We start from the raw sequence: 17,603 nt of genomic DNA, 5'->3' as shown, positions 1-17,603 counted from the left end.
GTCAGCGCGGTACCGCGGGCCGGCCGCGGGCGGTGTAGGAGCGGCCGCGGAACACCGCCATGCGCTCGCCGCGCTGGTTGGTCACGACCACGTCGTACACGCCGGTGCGCCCGGTCTTCGAGACCTCGGTGCACCGCGCTTCCAGACGGTCGCCCAGACGGGCCGGCGCGACGAAGTCCACGCCGAAGCCCGAGGCCACGGTGAGTTCGTCGTAGGCATTGCAGGCGTAGGCGAAGGCGGTGTCGGCCAGCGTCGCGATCAGGCCGCCGTGGCAGATGTCGTGGCCGTTGAGCATGTCCTCGCGCACGGTCATGGCGGCCGTGGCCGCGCCGGGCGAAATGGCGGTAATGGCGATGCCCAGCGCATGCAGGGCCCGGTCGTTGGCGGCCATGCCGTCGCGCACGGCGTCGGCGATCTGCTGGGGTGTAGGGGACGCGGCCATGGCGGCTTCAGCGGTCGGTGAACTGCGGGGCACGGCGCGCGCCGAAGGCGGCCACGCCTTCCTGGTAGTCGTGGGCACGCCCGAGCTCGCCCTGCAGGCGGCCCTCCTGCGCCAGGGCAGCCTCCAGATCCAGCGCCTGCGCCGCATCGAAGGCCGTGCGCGTGGCGACCAGGGCCTTCACCGGCATGGCGGCCAGCCGGCGGGCCAGTTGCTGCGCCTCCTCCGCCAGGGCGGCATCGTCGACCACGCGCCAGATCAGGCCGATACGCTCGGCTTCCCCGGCCGGCAGCTTGTCGCCCAGCAGGCCCAGGCCCAGCGCGCGCGCACGGCCCACCAGCCTCGGCAGCAGCCAGGTGCCACCCGTGTCGGGCACCAGGCCGATCTTGGCAAAGGCCTGGATGAAGCTGGCCGAGCGCGCCGCCAGGACAAGGTCCGCACACAGCGCGAGGTTGGCGCCGGCGCCCGCGGCCACGCCGTTGACGGCCGCCACCACCGGCACCGGCATGCTGCGCAGGCGCAGCACCAGCGGACGGTAAAAGCGGTCGATGACCTCGCCCAGGTCCTTGGGCGTGCCGCCAGGCTCGGGGGCCACGGCGGGATCGGCCAGATCCTGGCCGGCGCAGAAGCCACGGCCGGCGCCGGTGAGCACCAGCGCGCGCACGCCGACATCCGCCGCAGCGCGCTCCAGCGCGTCCATGAGCGCGTGGTGCATGGCCTGCGTGAAGCTGTTGAGCGCGGCGGGACGGTTGAGCGTCAGGGTGCGCACGGCATCGGCCGTGCTCTCGATCACCAGGGCGTCGGACATGGGGCGTCTCCGGGATTGTTCGGGGGTCGTTTCGCCGAATTACTTTCGACCGACCGGTCGGCTTATCTTAAGATTGCCGCGCTGTTTGACGCAAGTCAGCACACCCCGAGAAAACCCGTGTCAGCGCCGTGCCGTTCGGTGCTGCGCCCGAAGGAGACCTTGCGCAATGCCCTGCTATGCCATCGAAGGCGTGGTGCCCGTCGTGGACCCGAGCGCCTATGTGCATCCCACCGCCGTGCTGATCGGCGACGTCCACGTCGGCCCGGGCTGCTATGTCGGGCCCGCGGCATGCCTGCGTGGCGACTTCGGCCGTGTGGTGCTGGAGGCCGGCTCCAACGTGCAGGACACCTGCGTGATCCACGGCTTTCCCGAGCGCGACACGGTGGTGCGCGAGAACGGCCACATCGGCCACGGCGCCGTGCTGCACAGCTGCGTGGTCGGCCGCGATGCGCTGGTGGGCATGAATGCCGTGGTGATGGACGAGGCCGTGGTCGGCGAGCGCACCATCGTGGCCGCCTGCGCATTCGTGCCCGCGGGCATGCAGATCCCCGATGCCAGCCTGGTGGCGGGCGTGCCCGCGCGGGTCAAGCGACCGCTGACCGAGCAGGAGATCGCGTGGAAGCGCGAAGGTACCCTCACCTACCAGGACCTCACCCGCCGCTGCCTGGCCACGATGGAAGAGGTCGCGCCGCTGGCCCTGGCCGAGGCCGACCGGCCCCGCCTGAAGGCCCCCGACGTGCAGCCGCTCATCGCCACCCGCCGCGGCTGAAGCGCAGCATCCATCCACCCGTTCGCAACCACTCCGGGAGACCCGCCATGATCCGTGTCAGCGTCCTCTACCCTTTCACCGAAGGCGCCCGCTTCGACCACGACTACTACCGCGACAAGCACATGCCCATGATCCAGGCCCGCATGGGTGCGGCCTGCCTGGGCTACCGCGTCGACCGGGGACTGTCGGGGCCTGCACCGGGCTCCAGGCCCGCCTTCGAAGCCATGTGCCACATCGACTGCGAATCGGTCGAAGCCTTCCAGGCCGCCTTCGGGCCGCATGCCAAGGAGATCAACGGCGACGTGAAGAACTACACCGACATCCGCCCGACCATGCAGATCAGCCAGGCGGGCTGATCGCCATCGCCCCACCGGCTTCAAGGCATTCCTGGGATTTCCGCTTTTCCTGAAATTCCAGCACGCACAATCGGGCCATGCCCAACAGCCGCCCCGCCGACCCGCGCCCCGACCTGCCCGAACTCCATCGCCAGTTCGTCGACCATTTCGGCGAGATGGGCAGCCGGTGGGGCATCAACCGGACCGTGGGGCAGATCTATGCGCTGCTGTTTCTGTCGCAACGGCCGCTCAATGCCGAGGAGATCAGCGAGACGCTGTCCTTCTCGCGGTCGAACGTGAGCATGGGCCTCAAGGAGCTCCAGGCCTGGCGGCTCGTGCAGCTGCGGCATCTGGCAGGCGACCGGCGCGAGTATTTCGAGACGCCGGGCGAGGTGTGGGACATCTTCCGCGTGCTGGCCGAGGAACGCCGCCGCCGCGAGATCGAGCCCACGCTCTCGATGCTGCGCAACGCGCTGCTGCAGGAGCCGGCCACCGAGGAGGAGCGCCATGCCCAGCAGCGCATGCGCGAGATGCACGACCTGATCGACCGGCTGGTGCGCTGGTTCGACGACGTGCAGCGCCTGTCGCCCGACACGGCCATGCGGCTCATGGGCATGGGCGCCGCGGTGACGCGGGTGCTGGACCTCACCGGGCGGCTGACCAGCGGCGGCCGAGGGCGCAAGGACGCCGACGGCGAATAGGCGAGACCACCGGTCGCAAGCAAAAGGGCTGCATCGCTGCAGCCCTTTTGCTTGGTTGGCCGGATGCCGCCGCGTGTCACCACGCGCGGACCCTGTGTGTGAACTCAGTCCTTGCCCTTGAGCGCGTCCTTGGCCTTGTCGGCCGAGTTCTTGGAGCGGTTCTTGTGGTACTCCGACTTGACGTTGTTGACGGCCTTGCCCACCGGGCCGCTCTTCTTGGCGTCGCTCTCGGCGCGCTTCTGGTCGATCTTGTGCTCGGCGGCGTCCGACGCCTCCGATGCGGCCTTGCCCAATTGGGCATGGCTGGCGCCGGCAAAGGCGATCAGGGACAGGGCGGTGGCGATACCGAAAAAGGTTTGACGCATGGTGTTCTCCGAATCTGTGAGCGATGCGCCAAGCGTGCCTGCCGCGGGCCAGGCCGGGCTGTCGGCCATCGCGCCATCGTCGTGACCGAAGCGGCAGTGCGCGCTCGCAGGCCATCGGGCGATCACGGGGCGCGCCATCCGTCTATGCGAACGGACTCCATGCGCGAGCCAGCGCGTCCTGGCTGGCCGGGGGCAGCACACCCAGTCGCACCCAGCCCGGCATGCCGAAGCTGCCGCAGTCGCGCAGCTTGATGCCGTGGGCGCGCAGGTCGCGCAACGCCTCGTCGAGGGACGGCGCGCTTGGCCTGGCACAGAAGAAATTGGCGACGCCGGGCGCCACCCGCCAGCCCATCGCTTCGCAGTGCGAGATCTGGCGCTGCTTCCATTGCCGAAGGCGCGGCAGGCATTGCGTCGAAAGCCAGTCCTGGACGGCCGGCTCGGTCCAGGCCCGGAGCATGGCCTCGGCATGGGCGCTCAGAGGCCACGACGGTGCCAGGGCGTGCAGGTCCTGGACCAGCCGGTCGGGCGCCTCGGCCGGTGCGATGGCATAGGCGCCACGCACCCCCGTCAGCCCCAGGGCCTTGTTGGGCGTCCACAGCTGCCAGCACCGGTCGCGCTGCGCCGCGGTCAACGCCGAGGCGCCCTCCAGCCGCAGAGGGACGTAGGCGCAGTCCAGGACCAACGCCGTGCCCGGTGGCAGGGCATCGAGCCGGGCTGGCAGATCCGCCACGGCGTCGCCGCGCGGGGAGGACGGCTCGCAGGCCCAGGCCAGGACCGGCGGCCGATCGTCACCGAGCGCCAGCGACTCGCCGACAACCTGTACCGGCAGTCCATGGGCTTCGGCCGCCCGCCGGTAGTCGCCATAGGCGGCCGCGGGCACCTGCACCGGCCCTTCGCCCCGACGGCGCAGGGCCACGGCCGCCGTGATGCGCACGATGAACTCGCTCGCGCTGGCGGCCACCAGCACCCGTTCGGGAGCGACGCCGTGCCACGCAGCCAGCCGGGCGCGCAGTGCCGTGGCCGCGGGGTCCGGATAGCGCGTGGGATCGGCCTGCCGCAGCGCTTGCATCACCGCCGCGCAGGGTCCGCAGGCGTTGGCGTTGGTGGAGAAGTCGTGCACCGGCACGCCCTGCGCGTCCGGCCCCCCGTGGACCATGGGCCTCATCGCGCCTGCCCCAGCCAGACGAGCGCCAGCGTGGCCAGCGCGCCTGCCATCGGCACGGCACGCCCTGCCAGGAGGAGTGCCCGCTGCGTGTCCCGCGCCTGCGGCGCGCGGCCGCCCGCGTGGAGCACGTAGACCCCGGGCTTGCGCAGATGCACGCCCAGCAGCAGCGCCATTGCGCCCATGGGCCAGCCCCCATTGGGCGACGGCGTGCGCGCCGCTTCCCGCCGCAGCCCGGCGAGCCAGCGCCCGGCGGCCAGCATCAGCAGCAGGGCCGTGAGCCGGGCCGGCAGCCAGGACAGGGCGTCGTCCGCCCGCGCCGCCCATGTGCCGGCCCAGGTCCAGTCCCGGCCGCCGCGCTCGCCGCGGTAGCCCCACATGGCGTCCGCCGTGTTGGCGAAGCGGTAGAGCGCGGCGCCCGGCAGGCCGGCGATGGCGAACCAGAACAGCGGCGCCACCACCGAATCGTTGAGGTTCTCGGCCAGCGACTCCATGGCGCTCTCGCGCACCTCGCCGGCATCCAGCCGCTGCACATCGCGGCTCACCAGGCGGGCGAGGCGTTCACGGCCTTCGGGGAGCGAACGCCCCAGCGCCGCCTCCACCGCCGCCACCTCGTCACGCAGCATGCGCCAGGCCAGCAGCGGCTTGAGGCACAGCGCGAGCGCCATCGCCGCCAGCAGCGCCGGCAAGGCGCCGGCGGCCCGTTGCAGGGCCCAGCCCAGCACCGTCGCCGCGAAGGCGCCGACGAGCCATGCCAACGCACCGCGCACGAAGGGCCCGGCACGCCGCGCGTCGCCCGGCAGCGGCGCCACATGGCGTCCGGCCCAGCCCAGCCAGCGGCCCATGCCCACCACCGGATGCATGGGCGCCGGCGGCTCGCCCAGCCAGCGGTCGACGGCGAGCGCCAGCCAGAGCGCGGCGGCCAACACGACCGGGCCGTCCGTCACGGGGGACTAATCCTCGATGCCGCGCTGCGCCGGGATGCCCGCATCGAAGGCATGCTTGACCTTGCGCATTTCGGTCACGGTGTCGGCGATGTCGATCAGCTCCTGCGGGCAGCGCCGGCCGGTGAGCACCACGCTCACCGACGAGGGCCGCTGCGTCAGTACCTCGATCACCGGCTCCAGCGGCAGCCAGCCGTAGATCAGCGGATAGGTGATCTCGTCCAGCACCACCAGGAAGTGCTCGCCCGAGCTGATGGCCGCCGCCGCCCGGCTCCAGCCATCGCGCGCCAGCTGGGCGGAGCGCTCCAGGTCCTGGCTCTTCCAGCTGAAGCCGTCGCCCAGGCCTTCGATGGGCAGGCCCAGTTGCTCGAACACGCGGTGCTCGCCGAAGCGCGCGCTGGGCACCTTCATGAACTGGAAGATGCGCACCGGCTTGCCGCGGCCGTGGGCCCGGATGGCCAGGCCGAAGGCGGCGGTGCTCTTGCCCTTGCCGTCACCGGTGTTGACGATCAGCAGCCCGCGGCGCTCGCCTTCGGGCTTCTCGTAGGGCTTGGTCTGGGGCGGGGTTTCGGTCTGCATGATGGGTTCTCGGATGAAGGTTCAGCGGTGCAGCGCCACCCACTGGTCGTCGACGCGGCGGATGCGGATGCGGTGGTCGAACACGGTCTCGACCGCCGCATGGGTCGCGCTGTCGCCACAGGGGCCGTGGTGGATCAGCCGGCCACCGGCCATCACGGCCAGGTCGTCGGCGGCCAGGGCGGCATGCAACTCGTGCAGCACGGTGACCACGGTGCGGCCGGCATCGGCCAGGGTGCGGGCCAGCGCCAGGCAGTCGGCCTGGTGCGGCGGGTCGAGGTTGGCCAGCGGCTCGTCCATCAGCAGCACGCCCGCCTCGACGGCCAGCGCGCGGGCCAGCAGCACCCGCTGCCGCTCGCCGCCGGAAAGCTGCGACAGCGCGCGGGCTCGCCAGTCCCAGGCCTGCGTCCGGCGCAGGGCCTGCTCCACGGCGGCATGGTCGGCATCGGACGGCGCGGCCAGCCAGCGTTGATGCGGCAGCCGGCCGAGCATGGCGACGTCGTAGGCCGTGAGGTCGTCGGCGGCCGGATCGGCCGCGCCGCCCTGCGCCAGCCAGGCGAGGCGGCGGGCGCGCGCCCGGTGAGGCCAGGTCGAAAGCACCTCGCCATCGAGCAGAACCTCGCCGCCCGAGGGTGCAAGCAGTCCGGCCATGGCCTTGAGCAGCGTGGACTTGCCCGCGCCGTTGGGGCCGACGATGCTGGTCCAGCGGCCGGCGTTCAGGGCCAGCGTCACGCCGTGCAGCACGGGCGCACCGCCCAGGCGCGCATGGAGGCCATCGACCTGCAGTACCGGCGCCGCGTCGAATGCGGCGCGGCCGGCCTGCCCTGCGTCGGCTTCCTGGCCTGGGGGGGGTTCACCGCGGCCCTGTCTGCCGCGCGTCATGGCGCCGCTCATCGGCCGCTCCCGCGCGAGCGTCGGTGCATCAGGAAGAGCAGGTAGCCGCCGCCGAGCACGGCGGTGAGCACGCCCACCGGCAGTTCCTGCGGCGCGATCAGCCAGCGCGCCAGCAGGTCGGCCGCCATCAGCAGCGCGCCGCCCATGAAGGCCGACAGCATCAGCAGCCCCGCGTGCGTGGTCTTGACGATCGACCGCACGAGGTGCGGCGCCGCCAGGCCGACGAAGGCGATCAGCCCCGTCTGCGCCACGGCGGCGCCGGTGGCCAGCGACAGTACCGCCACCAGCGCGGCACGCATGGCCGGCAGCGGCAGGCCCAGGCTGGCGGCCGTGGCCTCGCCCAGGGCCAGGCCATCGAGCACAGGCGCCAGCAGCCGCGCCGCGATCAGGCATCCCACCAGGGCGACGGCCATGATGGCGCAGGCATTCCAGCCCACCAGCGCGGTGTTGCCCAGCATGAAGACCACCAGCGCCTGCAGGATGTCGGCCGAGGACAGCGTGAACAGGTCCTTGATGGCGCCCAGCACCATGCCCACGATCACGCCGGCCAGCAGCAGGCGCAGCGTGTGCTGGGCGCCGCGGGCAAGGGTCAGCGTGAGCAGCACGGCCGCCACGGCGCCCGCGAAGGCCGCCCCGGTGAGACCCAGCCGCACGCCCCAGGCCGCCGCGGCGGGCGATCCCCCGATGGCGCCCAGCGCCAGCGCCACGCCCAGGCCGGCGCCCGAGGCGCTGCCCAGCAGCCAGGGATCGGCCAGCGGGTTGCGGAACAGGCCCTGTGCCACGGCACCCGCCAGGCCCAGCAGCGCGCCCGCCAGCCAGGCGCCGGTGGTGCGCGGCAGGCGGATGTCGCGCACGATCTGCCAGGCGATGGGATCGTCGGCGAGTTGCCACAGGCGCTCGACACCGGTGCTGCCCACGGCCGCGCCCAGCGCGCCCAGCAGCAGGGCCGCCAGCAGCAAGGCCAGCGTGAGCACCCGGGCGCGGCGGCCCTGCTGAAGGTGGAGGGCCATCACTCGGCCAGGGGCCGACCGGCCAGGCAGTCGGCCATCAGGCGCGCGGCCTCGCCCATGCGTGGGCCGGGGCGCACCAGCACGTCGGCCTGCGCGGCGCTGAAGCGGCAGATGCGTCCGTCGCGCACGGCGCGGATTCCGGCCCAGCCAGGGCGCTGCTCCATGCCGGCGGCACTGCGCACGCTGACCATGATCAGGTCGGGGTCGGCCCGCACGACGAACTCCGGATTGAGCTTGGGAAAGGGCCCCATCGCCGCCGGCACGATGTTGCGCGCGCCCAGGCGAGTCAGCGTCTCGCCCATGAAGGAGCTCTCGCCCGCCGCATAGGGGCCGTTGTTGACCTCGAAGTAGACGCGCTGGCCGCGGCGCGCGGGCGGCACGGACTGCGCGGCGGCGTCCAGCTCACCCTGCAGGCGCTGCCAGAGCGCGGGCGCACCCGGCTGGCCCAGCAGCGTGCCGACCTTGGCCATCACGCGCTCGACGTCGGCCTGGGTCTTGGGCTCCAGCACCGCGACCTTCAGGCCCAGGGCCTCCAGCCGTTCGACCACGCGCGAGGACTTGGCCAGCAGCACGAGGTCGGGCTTCAGGGCCACGACCGCCTCGACATTGGGATCGATGCCGCCGCCGACCTGCGGCAGGTTGCGCACCGGCGCCGGCCAGTTGGAATAGCGGTCCACGCCCACCAGGCGCTCGCAGGCGCCAAGCACGCAGACGGTTTCGGTGAGCGAGGGCAGCAGCGTCACGATGCGCTGCGGCGGCTGGGCGAGGCGCACGGTGGCGCCGCGTTCGTCCACCACCTCCACCGGGGCAGCGAGCAGGGCGGGCGCGGCGGCGGCGAGCAGCAACGCGGCAAAGGCCGCGCGCAGGGCGCGGCCGGTGCGCAGGAGGGGCCAGGTCGTCATCCGTTGTCCTTCACGGTCAGGGGCAGGCCGGCCACCATCAGGGTGACGCGGCGGCAGGCGGCGGCCACATGCTGGTTGAGCTGGCCCAGCGCGTCGACGAAAGCCCGGGTTTCTTCGCCCAACGGGATCACGCCCAGGCCGATCTCGTTGCCGACCAGCACCACGGGCCCGGGCGCCCGCGACAGCGCCTCCACCAGCAGCAGGGCCTCGGTGCGCCAGTCGGGCAGCGCGGCGCGCTGCGGGTCCAGCTCAGGCGGCATCAGCAGGTTGGTCAGCCACAACGTGAGGCAGTCGACCACCAGCAGCGTGTCCGGGCGGCTCAGCGCGCCGATCAGCTCGGGCAGGCGCAGCGGCTCTTCCACGGTCTCGAGGCCGGGCACGCGCTCGGCCCGCTCCTGGCGATGGCGGGCGATGCGCTGCGTCATCTCGGCGTCCCAGGCCTGGGCGGTGGCGATGAGCACGGCCCGCCGCCCGGGCGCGCCGGCCAGCCAGTCGCCGGCCGCGGATTCGGCGCGGCGCGACTTGCCGCTCTTCTGGCCGCCGAGGATGAATTCGTGGGCGTTGTCGGTCATCGGGAGGCCGATGTTCGCAGCAGGGGCCGGCCGTCGAAGAGGCGGGCCGCAGCCACGGGGTCGGAGGGAAACCAGGCGTGGAAGTAGCTGGCCCGCACCGGCCCCTGCGCATACAGCGCCTCGCCAGCATCGGCCTTGGGCTCGGCACCGGGCCGCGCGCTGCGCGCCAGGGGCGCCAGCGCCGTCTCGCAGCGCGAGTAATGGAAGGTGTGGCCGCGCAGCAGCCCGCCGTCGATGGCGAGCCATTGCGAGCCCAGGCCCGCCAGACGCGGCTGCATCACGGTGCGGCCGGGCAGCAGGCCCCACAGGCGATGACTGCGGCCTTCCTTGTCCACCAGTTCGTCGAACAGGCTCATCATGCCGCCGCATTCGGCCCAGACCGCGCGGCCCTGCGCCACATGCCCATGCAGGGCCGCGCGCAGGTCGGTACGCGCGGCCAGGCGCTCGGCATGCAGCTCGGGATAGCCGCCCGGTAGCCACAGCGCGTCGCATTCCGGCAGGGCATCGCCCGCCAGCGGCGAGAAGAAGGCCAACCGCGCGCCGAGCTGCACCAGCAGGTCGAGGTTGGCGGCATAGAGGAAGCAGAAGGCCGCGTCGCGCGCGATGGCGATGGTGCGGCCCGCCAGCAACGCCGGCACGGGCGCGGCTGCAGGCGGCGCCGCGAAGTCGACCTGCGGCAAGGCCGCGAGTCCGCCCTGCCCCAGTGGCGTGGCGGCGAGTGCGTCCGCGGCGGCGTCCAGACGCGCCAGGCCGTCGTCCAGCTCGGCGCTGGCCACCAGGCCCAGATGCCGCTCGGGCAGGCCGAAGTCGGCGCTGCGCGGCAGCCCGCCCAGCCAGTGCGCCGGATCGCGCAATGAGCCACGCAGCATCTCGCCGTGGCGCTCGCCGGCCACTCGGTTGGCCAGCACGCCGGCCCAGGGCAGGCCTGGGCGGTAGCTCTGCAGCCCATGCGCCAGCGCGCCGAAGGTGCCAGCCATGGCGCCGGCGTCGATCACGGCCAGCACCGGCAGGCCCAGGCGCTGGGCCAGGTCGGCCGCGCTGGGTTCGCCATCGAACAGGCCCATCACGCCCTCGACCACGATCAGGTCGGCCTCGCACGCCGCGGCGTGCAGCCGGGCGCGTGCATCGGCCTCGCCCGTGATCCACAGGTCCAGCGAATGCACGGGCGCGCCGCTGGCCAGTGCCAGCCATTGCGGATCGAGAAAATCGGGCCCGCACTTGAAGGCCCGCACGCGCCGGCCCTGCCGCGCGTGGAGCCGCGCCAGGGCCGAGGCCACGGTGGTCTTGCCCTGGCCCGAGGCCGGGGCCGCCACCAGCACCGCGGCGCAGGTGGCGGGCCTGCGGGCGCCGTCGGTCAGCGCGGCGTCCACTTCAGGCCCACGTAGGCCGTGCGGCCGGCCGTCGCGTAGTTGTTGGCCAGCACGTAGTTCTTGTCGGTGGCGTTGTCCAGCCGCGCGACCAGGCGCAGGTCGGGGCGCAGTTGCACGCTGCCGTACAGGTTGAGCAGGCCGTAGCCGGCCAGCACGATCTTGTTGGCCGTGTCGTCGAAGCGGCGCGAGGCCAGTTGCACCTCGGCCCCCACGGTCCAGATGCCCTGCGTCCAGTCGCCGCCGAAGGTGGCATAGCGCTTGGCACGGCGGGGCAGTTGGCGGCCGGTCTCGGAATCCTTCGGGTCCTGCACGTCAATGGAGCCGCGCAGGGTGAAGTGGTCGCCGAAGCGATGGTCGGCGGCCAGCGTGGCGCCCTGGTACACCGCGCGTCCCACGCTGGCGTAGCAGCCGAAGAGCGAGGCGCAGCTCGTGCTGGTGCTGCTGAACACGATCAGGTTGCGCACCCGGTTCTCGTAGACCACCAGGCTGGCGTTGGTGCGGCCATCGCCGTAGCGCAGGCCCACCTCGGCATTGCGGCCGGTCTCGGGCTTGAGGCTGGCGTCGCCGTATTCGCTGAAGCGCTGGTACAGCGTGGGCGCACGGAATGCCGTGCCGGCCGCCGCCGTGACGCGCCAGTTGCGCACGAACTCGTAGCCATAGGACGCGCTGCCGGTGGTCTTGCCGCCGAACTCGCTGTCGTCGTCGTGGCGCACGTTCAGTTGAACCGTGTGCGCACCCTGGTGGAAGCCGTAGCCCAGGGCCACGGCGTCCTGCGCGCGGTCGCGGTTCAGGGTCTTGCGCCAGTCGGTGAGCGAGGGGTTGAGCAGTTCGTCCTCGCGGCGCTCCAGCGCGGCCGTGAAGCGGTGCGGACCGTACTTGCCTTCGGCCTGCAGCAGGTAGCCGCGCAGCTGGGTGTCGGTGATGTAGGTGGTGCTCGGGTAGCCGGCGTAGCCCGCCGCGATGCGGGCCGAGGTGGTCTCGTAGCGGCTGTTGCTGTCGGTCACCTGCAGCAGTGTCTTCCAGTGCTCGGTCCATTGGGCCGTCCAGCTGAGGCCCGCCGTGCGCAGGTGGTAGAGGTTGCGGTCGTCGGTGGCCGTGGCCAGGCGGTAGCCGGTGCCGGAGGTGGCGTCGTAGCCCGACGTGGTCTCGCTCTCCAATACAGTGGCCTCGATGCGGTGCTGCGCGTTGATCTGCCAGCCCAGCCGCACATTGCCCGAGGTCGCACGGTAGAGGTCGTCGTCGGGGTTGTGGTTGATGTTGGGCGTGCGCACGTCGAAGCCGCGCGTGGTCGTGTAGCCGGCGCCCAGCGAGTAATCGAAGGCGCCGGACTTGCCCGACAGGCCCACCTGCGCATCGCGCAGGCCGCGGCTGCCCGCACCCACGCTCACGCTGGGCGAGAAGCCGTCTTCGCCGCGGCGGGTGAACAGCTGCACCACACCGCCGATGGCGTCCGAGCCGTAGACGGCCGCGGCCGGGCCGCGCAGCACTTCGATGCGGTCGATCTGTCCGAGCGGCAGTGACTCCCAGGCGGCGCCGCCGGTGGATTGGGAGTCGATGCGCACGCCATCGAGGTAGACCGCGGTGAAGCGCGTCTCGGCGCCACGCAGGAACACGCTGGTGGTGTTGCCGATCCCGCCGTTGCGCGAGATCTGCACGCCGGGCAGGCGTGCCAGCAGGTCGGCCACGCCGGTGGCGCCGCTGTTCTCGATGGCCTGGCGATCGATCACCGACACATCGGAGACCAGCTCGGACAGCGGCTGCTCGACACGGGTGGCGGTGACCACGGTTTCCTGGAGGGTTGCCGTCTGGGCCAGCGCGCCCAGCGGCGCGAGAAGGGTCATGGCTGCAGCCACGGAAGACAGGGGACAGGTGCGCGACAAGGCGCGCGCGGAAGAACCAACGCGGACGATCATGGTGTGGAAGCCGAAGCTCCGTGAAGCATGTCCCTGGCCGGCCTCCCCGCCGGCGATGGGACGTCATGGCGGCCGCGCTCCTGTGGAGGGCGCGCGGCCGCCGCCTGTGTTGGCCGGTATCCGGGCTGGCAGCACGCGCCGGCCGCCTTCCCAGGGATCGCGTGTCGACGATCTCCAGTGGCTTGCTTGGACGACGTGGCGCATGGACGAGACATGCGCCGGCTGCTTCACCGTTGCGGGGGCAGCGCAGGCTTGCCGGTGGCCGGCGTCGGTCCGATCCTGCTTCCTGCCGAGGGGCGAAAGGGTTCGATCCCGGTGCCGGCCTTGCGCGCTGGCATGCGCGCGGGCTCCTGCTTCCCGTTGAACTGCGACGCGCGAACCGCGTCGCGAGCACCAACAACGGCGCGCATTGTAGGCAGACGCCGACAGGCCGGCCCCTACAATCGCCGACCATGTCTGCACCGAGCCCCATCGATCAGATCGCCGAGCGCGTGGAACGGCTGCTCGTCCGCCACGAGGAAATGCGGCGCACCAATGCGCTGCTTGTGCAGCAGGTCGATGCACTCACACGCGAGCGCGACGCGCTGCGGGCCCGGCTGACAACGGCCCGCACCCGCATCGACGCCATGCTGGAACGGCTGCCGGCCGAGCCGGCCTCCGACGCCGACGCCGACGCATCCACATCCACCTCCGCCGCGCCATGAATCAGATCGAAGTCCGGATCATGGGCCAGAGCTACCTGCTGGCCAACCCCGACGATGGCGAGCACGCCCTGCGCGAGGCCGTGGCACGGGTGGACGAGGCGATGTGCAGCATCCGCGACGCCGGCAAGGTGAAGGCGCGCGAGCGCATCGCCGTGCTGGCCGCCCTCAACCTGGCGTACGACCTGATCCAGCACGAATCGGCGCCTGCGCCTACACCCGCACCGGCTGCGATGGACGAAGGCGATCCCGAGCGCGCAGCGCAGCTCATCCGCCGCCTCGACCAGGCCCTGGCCGGCGACGGATTGCTGCTGTAGCGCGGCGGCGTTTACGCACGTCTCGGGCTGCCTTGCAAGCCCAGCACAACAAGGCCAACACGGCGCATGGGACACTGCAGACCGGTCGCAACCGACGCATAGAATGGCCTCGTCTGCGGTGCCGCCGGGCTTTATATTTCCTTGAACCAATGCTCTATGGAGCCCGGGCTTGGTACATCGCCTGGCAAGCGTGATCATCTCGCGTCAGATGAACCCAATGCCTTGCTGCCCTCGCCCACCTGAACCCTGCGTTCAGGATGACGGTCCGGTCGCATTCGCAGACACCTATTCCTTCAACGGCCCCTCCACGGGGCCGTTGTCATGTGTGCCCTTCCCCGAAGCACACGCGGGCCCTGCACCGCACGCATCACGACACCCGGAGACTCCATGAGCATCGAACCCCTGCTGATCGTCGAACTCGGCCTGCTCGGGCTGGGCGCCGGCTTCCTGGCCGGCCTGCTGGGCATTGGCGGCGGCATGCTGATGGTGCCCTTCCTCACCTACATCATGAGCACGCGCGGCGCCTCGGCCGACCTGGCGGTCAAGATGGCCATCGCCACCTCGATGGCGACCATCATGTTCACCTCCATCAGCAGCGTGCGCGCGCACCACAAGCGCGGCGCGGTGCGCTGGGACATCGTGCGGCACCTGGCGCCCGGCATCGTCATCGGCAGCCTGGTGGGCAGCCTCGGTGTGTTCGCGCTGCTCAAGGGCTCGGTGCTGGCCATCTTCTTCGCGCTCTTCGTCGGCTTCTCGGCCACGCAGATGTTCCTGGACAAGAAGCCGGCCCCCAGCCGGCAGATGCCCGGCACTGGCGGCCAGCTGGCGGCGGGCGGGCTGATCGGCTTCATCTCGGGCCTGGTCGGCGCGGGCGGCGGCTTCATCAGCGTGCCTTTCATGACCTGGTGCAACGTGGCGATCCATGCCGCGGTGGCGACGAGCGCGGCGCTGGGCTTTCCCATCGCCGTGGCCAACGTGGTGGGCTACATCGCCAGCGGCTGGTCGGTGCAGGGACTGCCGCAGGGCGCCTTCGGCTACATCTGGCTGCCGGCGCTGGTGGTCATTGCCGTGTGCAGCGTGCTGATGGCACCCCTGGGCGCGCGCGCCGCCCATGCACTGCCCGTGAGGAAGCTCAAGCGCGTCTTCGCCAGCGTGCTGTATGTGCTGGCGGCCTACATGCTGTGGAAGGGGCTGAGCGCCTGAGGCTGCGCCTCAGGGAACGCTGGCGGTGAACCCGAGCTGTCCGCTGTAGGTGCCGGCGGCCGGCATGCCCGGCATGCCCAGACTGAAGGTCCAGTTGGCGCTGCGCTGCGTGACGAGGTTGCCGAATGCCGTGCCCGCCACCGTGACGGCCGCACCCGATCCCGACGCGGGGACAGGCGGTGCCGGCAATCCGGCATTGTCGGAAGCGATGGCGATCCCGTTCATGCCGATGCTGGCGCTGCCGCTGCTCAGCGCCGAGATGACGGAGGCCTGCAGGCTCACCGTGCCGGCATTGCTGGCCACCTCGACCGGCAGCACGTTGTTGCTGGCCGTCACGCCGTAGCCGGGCGCCGCCCCGCTCCACGACACGCTCTTGTTGTTGCCGTTGGTGGCGGCCGCGGAACCCGCCGGGATCGTCGCGCCGAGGCTGAAGGCCACCGTCGCCAATCCCGCGCCGGCCGGGCCGACGCGCAGGTAGACGAACTTGCCGACGTCGATGCGGAAATCCAGGCGCGCGGACGCGCTGTAGGGGCTCGTGGCATCGCTGACCTGCTCGGCGCGGGCGGCACCCGCGCCGGCCGCGCAGGCGGCCAGCAGCACAAGGCAGGCCGCGCCGCGTCGCGGACTCACCGGAACTCCGCCTCCACGCGGAAGCTCCCCTCCTCCCAATCGAGCAGGCCGGTGGTCCTGACCGGCAAGGGAAGCGGCTTGGGCACGAGGCCTTCCTCCGGCCGCGGGCTCAGCAGCAACTGCCGCGTCTGGCCGGGCATCACCGGCGTGCCCTCGGCCAGCCATTCCTGCTGGCGCCCGTCCGCGCCGCGCGCGTCGAGCGAGCCGCTCAGGCGACCATGGGCATCGCCGTCGTTGCGCACCACCACCACCGGCTGACGCCGGCCCTGCTGCTCTCGCATGCCAGCGCTCTCCAGCACCAGCCGGGGCGCGGCCCCGCCCACTGCGACATAGACGGCCACGGCGATCCGCCCGCTCACGGGCAGGCGCAGGTTCAGGCCCTGTTCGCGCACGAGGGCCTGGTAGGCGGGCTCGACGCCCTCGATGGCGATCATGAAGCGGCACTCCTGGCGCGGCGCGTCCGGCGGCACGTCGATCTGGAAGCGGAACCTGCGCTTTTCCATCGGCCCGAGCTTCAGACTCCGGCGCTCCAGCGTGACCCAGGGCCGGCAACTGCCGGGCAGCAGTTCGTCGTGATAGCCGATCTGGCCTTCGGCCGTGTAGGTCCAGTCGAGCGTGCGCAACGTGAGGTCGGTCGTCGCATTGCCCATGTTCTGCAGGTCGAGGACCTGGCCCACGCGGTCGCCGGGCTTGGACGCCAGCTCGTAGCGGGAGGGCGCCGCACCCAGCTCGAAGGGCGCGGCAAACACGGGCATGGCCACGGCGCCCGCGACCAGCAGCGCGGCACGAAGCAGGGTCCGCACGGCGGCCACCGGCGCCATCCGCGGCGCGGCGGGGCGTGCGCGCGCCCTGGAAAGACTTGTCATGGCATCACCTCGATGTCGAAATAACTCTCCACGTCGAAGGGCCGTCCCGCGACGGGCCGCCATTCGCGCAGGTCCAGCCTCAGCCGGAGGTCGAGCCGCTCGACCATCCATGGGCCCGGCACCACCCCCGCCCAGACCAGTCGCCGGTCGCCGGCCATTGCCGAGCCGCTGGCGAAGGCGCCACCACCCGACCATTCGACGAGCAGGCCGGCGGGCGAACGCAGTCCGCTGACGAACGCCGGGATCACGTGGTGGATCCGTGCGCGCCGGCCGACGTAGGCGGCAGTCGCCAGGCGGTACTCGACACCGCGGAACGTGACCCAGGTATAGGGTGCGCCGGGCTCGCGGGCGCCCAGGTCCAGCGTGGCCTGCACGCGCGCACGGGGCGAACTCGAATCGTCCAGACGCTCCGCCCGGACCGGCGGAGTCCCAGCCAGCAACAGGCACGTCAGCAGCAGAAGCCGGCCCGCTCGGCCGAAGGGTGCACGCCCCATGGTCAGTTCATCGTCGCCGTGAACGTGACGCGACCGCGGTAGCTGCCCGCCGGATACAGGGTGCCGTTGGCATAGCTGAAGCTCAGCGTATTGGTCATCTGCGTGCGGCTGCTTCCCAGGAACAGGGTCTGCAACAGGCCCGGCAGCGCGAACTGCGCCAGTTGCTGGCTCGCGGAGCCGTCGAAGCTGCCGCTCTGGATGTCGTTGCCCGCATTGGTGCCGGTGTCGAGGTTGGCCGACACCCAGCTGATGGCGGAGAACGGGATCACCGTCGATCCGCAGCTTGCCGGCGTGATGCAGGGCAGCCCCGCCGACGAGGACGCGGTGAGCGTCGCCACGGTGGGGCCGAAAAGGCTGCCCTTGTCCGCCGACACCGTGATGGCGATGGCCCCCGCGCCTGCGCCAGCAATGACGCCGGGGCTGGGCGCCACGTTGGCATTGCTGACATCGAATCGGACCTCGTCGATCGTCCCGCCCGCCGAGCCCACCCTCAGCGTGATGCCCTCCGAGACCGAGAGGTAGGTCGTCAGCACCACGGCGCCCGCCGGCGACGGGCAAGCCACCAGCGCAAGCCATCCCAGCAGGACGGCGCCGATGCGCACGCGCACCGGCCCGCCTGCCCTGCTCTGCCG

Annotated in this window: 22 protein-coding genes and 1 riboswitch; of the genes, 6 read left to right on the top strand and 16 right to left on the bottom strand. The window is 71.9% G+C overall.

Annotated elements, in window-relative coordinates; all coding sequences use genetic code 11:
* Position 1: 1 nt before the first annotated feature.
* Both paaI and ABIC63_RS04710 read right to left on the bottom strand, forming a co-directional pair.
* A complete protein-coding gene (paaI, locus tag ABIC63_RS04715) occupies positions 2 to 442 on the bottom strand; it encodes a hydroxyphenylacetyl-CoA thioesterase PaaI (protein ID WP_354318910.1) in 441 nt (146 codons plus the stop codon).
* Between the two features lie 7 nt (positions 443 to 449).
* Complete coding sequence (locus tag ABIC63_RS04710) at positions 450 to 1,247, bottom strand: enoyl-CoA hydratase-related protein (protein WP_354318909.1); 798 nt, start codon at positions 1,245 to 1,247, stop codon at positions 450 to 452.
* Between the two features lie 166 nt (positions 1,248 to 1,413).
* Between ABIC63_RS04710 and paaY the strand changes: the two genes are divergently transcribed.
* The 3 genes from paaY (at position 1,414) to ABIC63_RS04695 (ending at position 3,052) form a co-directional block, all read left to right on the top strand.
* On the top strand, positions 1,414 to 2,016 hold the full coding sequence (gene paaY, locus ABIC63_RS04705) for a phenylacetic acid degradation protein PaaY (RefSeq protein ID WP_354318908.1): 603 nt from the start codon (positions 1,414 to 1,416) through the stop codon (positions 2,014 to 2,016).
* Between the two features lie 47 nt (positions 2,017 to 2,063).
* Positions 2,064 to 2,372: an EthD family reductase gene (locus ABIC63_RS04700; RefSeq protein WP_354318907.1), complete on the top strand. Its 309-nt coding sequence runs from the start codon at positions 2,064 to 2,066 to the stop codon at positions 2,370 to 2,372.
* Between the two features lie 77 nt (positions 2,373 to 2,449).
* Complete coding sequence (locus ABIC63_RS04695) at positions 2,450 to 3,052, top strand: GbsR/MarR family transcriptional regulator (protein WP_354318906.1); 603 nt, start codon at positions 2,450 to 2,452, stop codon at positions 3,050 to 3,052.
* A 104-nt stretch (positions 3,053 to 3,156) separates the two neighbouring features.
* Here the strand turns inward: ABIC63_RS04695 and ABIC63_RS04690 are convergent, their stop codons facing one another.
* The 10 genes from ABIC63_RS04690 to ABIC63_RS04645 form a co-directional block, all read right to left on the bottom strand.
* A complete protein-coding gene (locus ABIC63_RS04690) occupies positions 3,157 to 3,417 on the bottom strand; it encodes a hypothetical protein (RefSeq protein ID WP_043112290.1) in 261 nt (86 codons plus the stop codon).
* 142 nt (positions 3,418 to 3,559) lie between these two features.
* A complete protein-coding gene (locus ABIC63_RS04685; protein WP_354318905.1) occupies positions 3,560 to 4,582 on the bottom strand; it encodes an aminotransferase class I/II-fold pyridoxal phosphate-dependent enzyme in 1,023 nt (340 codons plus the stop codon).
* Positions 4,579 to 5,526 (bottom strand): adenosylcobinamide-phosphate synthase CbiB, encoded by a 948-nt coding sequence (gene cbiB, locus ABIC63_RS04680; RefSeq protein WP_354318904.1) that lies wholly within the window; start codon positions 5,524 to 5,526, stop codon positions 4,579 to 4,581. The genes ABIC63_RS04685 and cbiB overlap by 4 nt, the downstream gene beginning before the upstream one ends.
* A 6-nt stretch (positions 5,527 to 5,532) precedes the next feature.
* Positions 5,533 to 6,102 (bottom strand): cob(I)yrinic acid a,c-diamide adenosyltransferase, encoded by a 570-nt coding sequence (gene cobO / locus ABIC63_RS04675; protein WP_354318903.1) that lies wholly within the window; start codon positions 6,100 to 6,102, stop codon positions 5,533 to 5,535.
* A gap of 21 nt (positions 6,103 to 6,123) precedes the next feature.
* Positions 6,124 to 6,981, bottom strand: coding sequence for an ABC transporter ATP-binding protein (locus ABIC63_RS04670; RefSeq protein ID WP_354318902.1), 858 nt, complete (start codon positions 6,979 to 6,981; stop codon positions 6,124 to 6,126).
* Positions 6,982 to 6,989: 8 nt separating this feature from the next.
* The gene (locus ABIC63_RS04665; RefSeq protein WP_354318901.1) at positions 6,990 to 8,003 is read right to left on the bottom strand and encodes a FecCD family ABC transporter permease; all 1,014 of its coding nucleotides are present in this window, start codon (positions 8,001 to 8,003) and stop codon (positions 6,990 to 6,992) included.
* A complete protein-coding gene (locus tag ABIC63_RS04660; RefSeq protein ID WP_354318900.1) occupies positions 8,003 to 8,905 on the bottom strand; it encodes an ABC transporter substrate-binding protein in 903 nt (300 codons plus the stop codon). The genes ABIC63_RS04665 and ABIC63_RS04660 overlap by 1 nt, the downstream gene beginning before the upstream one ends.
* Complete coding sequence (locus ABIC63_RS04655) at positions 8,902 to 9,477, bottom strand: bifunctional adenosylcobinamide kinase/adenosylcobinamide-phosphate guanylyltransferase (RefSeq protein WP_294374674.1); 576 nt, start codon at positions 9,475 to 9,477, stop codon at positions 8,902 to 8,904. Before ABIC63_RS04655 ends, ABIC63_RS04660 begins: the two co-directional genes overlap by 4 nt.
* Positions 9,474 to 10,847, bottom strand: a complete 1,374-nt coding sequence (locus tag ABIC63_RS04650) for a cobyrinic acid a,c-diamide synthase CobB (RefSeq protein WP_354318899.1) — start codon at positions 10,845 to 10,847, stop codon at positions 9,474 to 9,476. Before ABIC63_RS04650 ends, ABIC63_RS04655 begins: the two co-directional genes overlap by 4 nt.
* Complete coding sequence (locus ABIC63_RS04645; RefSeq protein WP_354318898.1) at positions 10,832 to 12,688, bottom strand: TonB-dependent receptor domain-containing protein; 1,857 nt, start codon at positions 12,686 to 12,688, stop codon at positions 10,832 to 10,834. The genes ABIC63_RS04650 and ABIC63_RS04645 overlap by 16 nt, the downstream gene beginning before the upstream one ends.
* 166 nt (positions 12,689 to 12,854) lie before the next feature.
* Positions 12,855 to 13,173, bottom strand: a riboswitch (cobalamin riboswitch).
* 39 nt (positions 13,174 to 13,212) lie between these two features.
* Here ABIC63_RS04645 and ABIC63_RS04640 point away from each other — a divergent pair.
* From ABIC63_RS04640 to ABIC63_RS04630, 3 genes are all read left to right on the top strand, one after another.
* Complete coding sequence (locus ABIC63_RS04640; RefSeq protein ID WP_354318897.1) at positions 13,213 to 13,464, top strand: DUF904 domain-containing protein; 252 nt, start codon at positions 13,213 to 13,215, stop codon at positions 13,462 to 13,464.
* Entirely contained in the window at positions 13,461 to 13,778 is a 318-nt protein-coding gene (locus ABIC63_RS04635) for a cell division protein ZapA (protein ID WP_354318896.1), read from the top strand. The genes ABIC63_RS04640 and ABIC63_RS04635 overlap by 4 nt, the downstream gene beginning before the upstream one ends.
* 387 nt (positions 13,779 to 14,165) lie before the next feature.
* Positions 14,166 to 14,981 (top strand): sulfite exporter TauE/SafE family protein, encoded by an 816-nt coding sequence (locus ABIC63_RS04630; protein ID WP_354318895.1) that lies wholly within the window; start codon positions 14,166 to 14,168, stop codon positions 14,979 to 14,981.
* Positions 14,982 to 14,990: 9 nt separating this feature from the next.
* On the opposite strand, the gene ABIC63_RS04625 is transcribed toward ABIC63_RS04630, so the two are convergent.
* Genes ABIC63_RS04625 through ABIC63_RS04610 form a run of 4 tightly spaced genes read right to left on the bottom strand, consistent with a single transcriptional unit; the run spans position 14,991 to position 17,579 of the window.
* Complete coding sequence (locus tag ABIC63_RS04625) at positions 14,991 to 15,611, bottom strand: hypothetical protein (protein WP_354318894.1); 621 nt, start codon at positions 15,609 to 15,611, stop codon at positions 14,991 to 14,993.
* The gene (locus ABIC63_RS04620; RefSeq protein WP_354318893.1) at positions 15,608 to 16,477 is read right to left on the bottom strand and encodes a COG1470 family protein; all 870 of its coding nucleotides are present in this window, start codon (positions 16,475 to 16,477) and stop codon (positions 15,608 to 15,610) included. Before ABIC63_RS04620 ends, ABIC63_RS04625 begins: the two co-directional genes overlap by 4 nt.
* Positions 16,474 to 16,917: a hypothetical protein gene (locus tag ABIC63_RS04615; RefSeq protein WP_354318892.1), complete on the bottom strand. Its 444-nt coding sequence runs from the start codon at positions 16,915 to 16,917 to the stop codon at positions 16,474 to 16,476. Before ABIC63_RS04615 ends, ABIC63_RS04620 begins: the two co-directional genes overlap by 4 nt.
* Positions 16,918 to 16,973: 56 nt before the next feature.
* Positions 16,974 to 17,579, bottom strand: a complete 606-nt coding sequence (locus ABIC63_RS04610; RefSeq protein ID WP_294374647.1) for a hypothetical protein — start codon at positions 17,577 to 17,579, stop codon at positions 16,974 to 16,976.
* Positions 17,580 to 17,603: the final 24 nt, after the last annotated feature.

It is taken from the genome of Pseudacidovorax sp. 1753, from assembly GCF_040544975.1.
GTDB lineage: Bacteria > Pseudomonadota > Gammaproteobacteria > Burkholderiales > Burkholderiaceae_C > Xenophilus.
This window is presented reverse-complemented; position numbering and strand designations above follow the sequence as displayed.

Bases quoted from the DNA above. Each gene is read 5' to 3' on its own strand.
- paaI (WP_354318910.1), bottom strand. From the start codon at position 442: ATGGCCGCGTCCCCTACACCCCAGCAGATCGCCGACGCCGTGCGCGAC.
- ABIC63_RS04710 (WP_354318909.1), bottom strand. From the start codon at position 1,247: ATGTCCGACGCCCTGGTGATCGAGAGCACGGCCGATGCCGTGCGCACC.
- paaY (WP_354318908.1), top strand. From the start codon at position 1,414: ATGCCCTGCTATGCCATCGAAGGCGTGGTGCCCGTCGTGGACCCGAGC.
- ABIC63_RS04700 (WP_354318907.1), top strand. From the start codon at position 2,064: ATGATCCGTGTCAGCGTCCTCTACCCTTTCACCGAAGGCGCCCGCTTC.
- ABIC63_RS04695 (WP_354318906.1), top strand. From the start codon at position 2,450: ATGCCCAACAGCCGCCCCGCCGACCCGCGCCCCGACCTGCCCGAACTC.
- ABIC63_RS04690 (WP_043112290.1), bottom strand. From the start codon at position 3,417: ATGCGTCAAACCTTTTTCGGTATCGCCACCGCCCTGTCCCTGATCGCC.
- ABIC63_RS04685 (WP_354318905.1), bottom strand. From the start codon at position 4,582: ATGAGGCCCATGGTCCACGGGGGGCCGGACGCGCAGGGCGTGCCGGTG.
- cobO (WP_354318903.1), bottom strand. From the start codon at position 6,102: ATGCAGACCGAAACCCCGCCCCAGACCAAGCCCTACGAGAAGCCCGAA.
- ABIC63_RS04670 (WP_354318902.1), bottom strand. From the start codon at position 6,981: ATGACGCGCGGCAGACAGGGCCGCGGTGAACCCCCCCCAGGCCAGGAA.
- ABIC63_RS04665 (WP_354318901.1), bottom strand. From the start codon at position 8,003: ATGGCCCTCCACCTTCAGCAGGGCCGCCGCGCCCGGGTGCTCACGCTG.
- ABIC63_RS04660 (WP_354318900.1), bottom strand. From the start codon at position 8,905: ATGACGACCTGGCCCCTCCTGCGCACCGGCCGCGCCCTGCGCGCGGCC.
- ABIC63_RS04655 (WP_294374674.1), bottom strand. From the start codon at position 9,477: ATGACCGACAACGCCCACGAATTCATCCTCGGCGGCCAGAAGAGCGGC.
- ABIC63_RS04645 (WP_354318898.1), bottom strand. From the start codon at position 12,688: ATGACCCTTCTCGCGCCGCTGGGCGCGCTGGCCCAGACGGCAACCCTC.
- ABIC63_RS04640 (WP_354318897.1), top strand. From the start codon at position 13,213: ATGTCTGCACCGAGCCCCATCGATCAGATCGCCGAGCGCGTGGAACGG.
- ABIC63_RS04635 (WP_354318896.1), top strand. From the start codon at position 13,461: ATGAATCAGATCGAAGTCCGGATCATGGGCCAGAGCTACCTGCTGGCC.
- ABIC63_RS04630 (WP_354318895.1), top strand. From the start codon at position 14,166: ATGAGCATCGAACCCCTGCTGATCGTCGAACTCGGCCTGCTCGGGCTG.
- ABIC63_RS04620 (WP_354318893.1), bottom strand. From the start codon at position 16,477: ATGACAAGTCTTTCCAGGGCGCGCGCACGCCCCGCCGCGCCGCGGATG.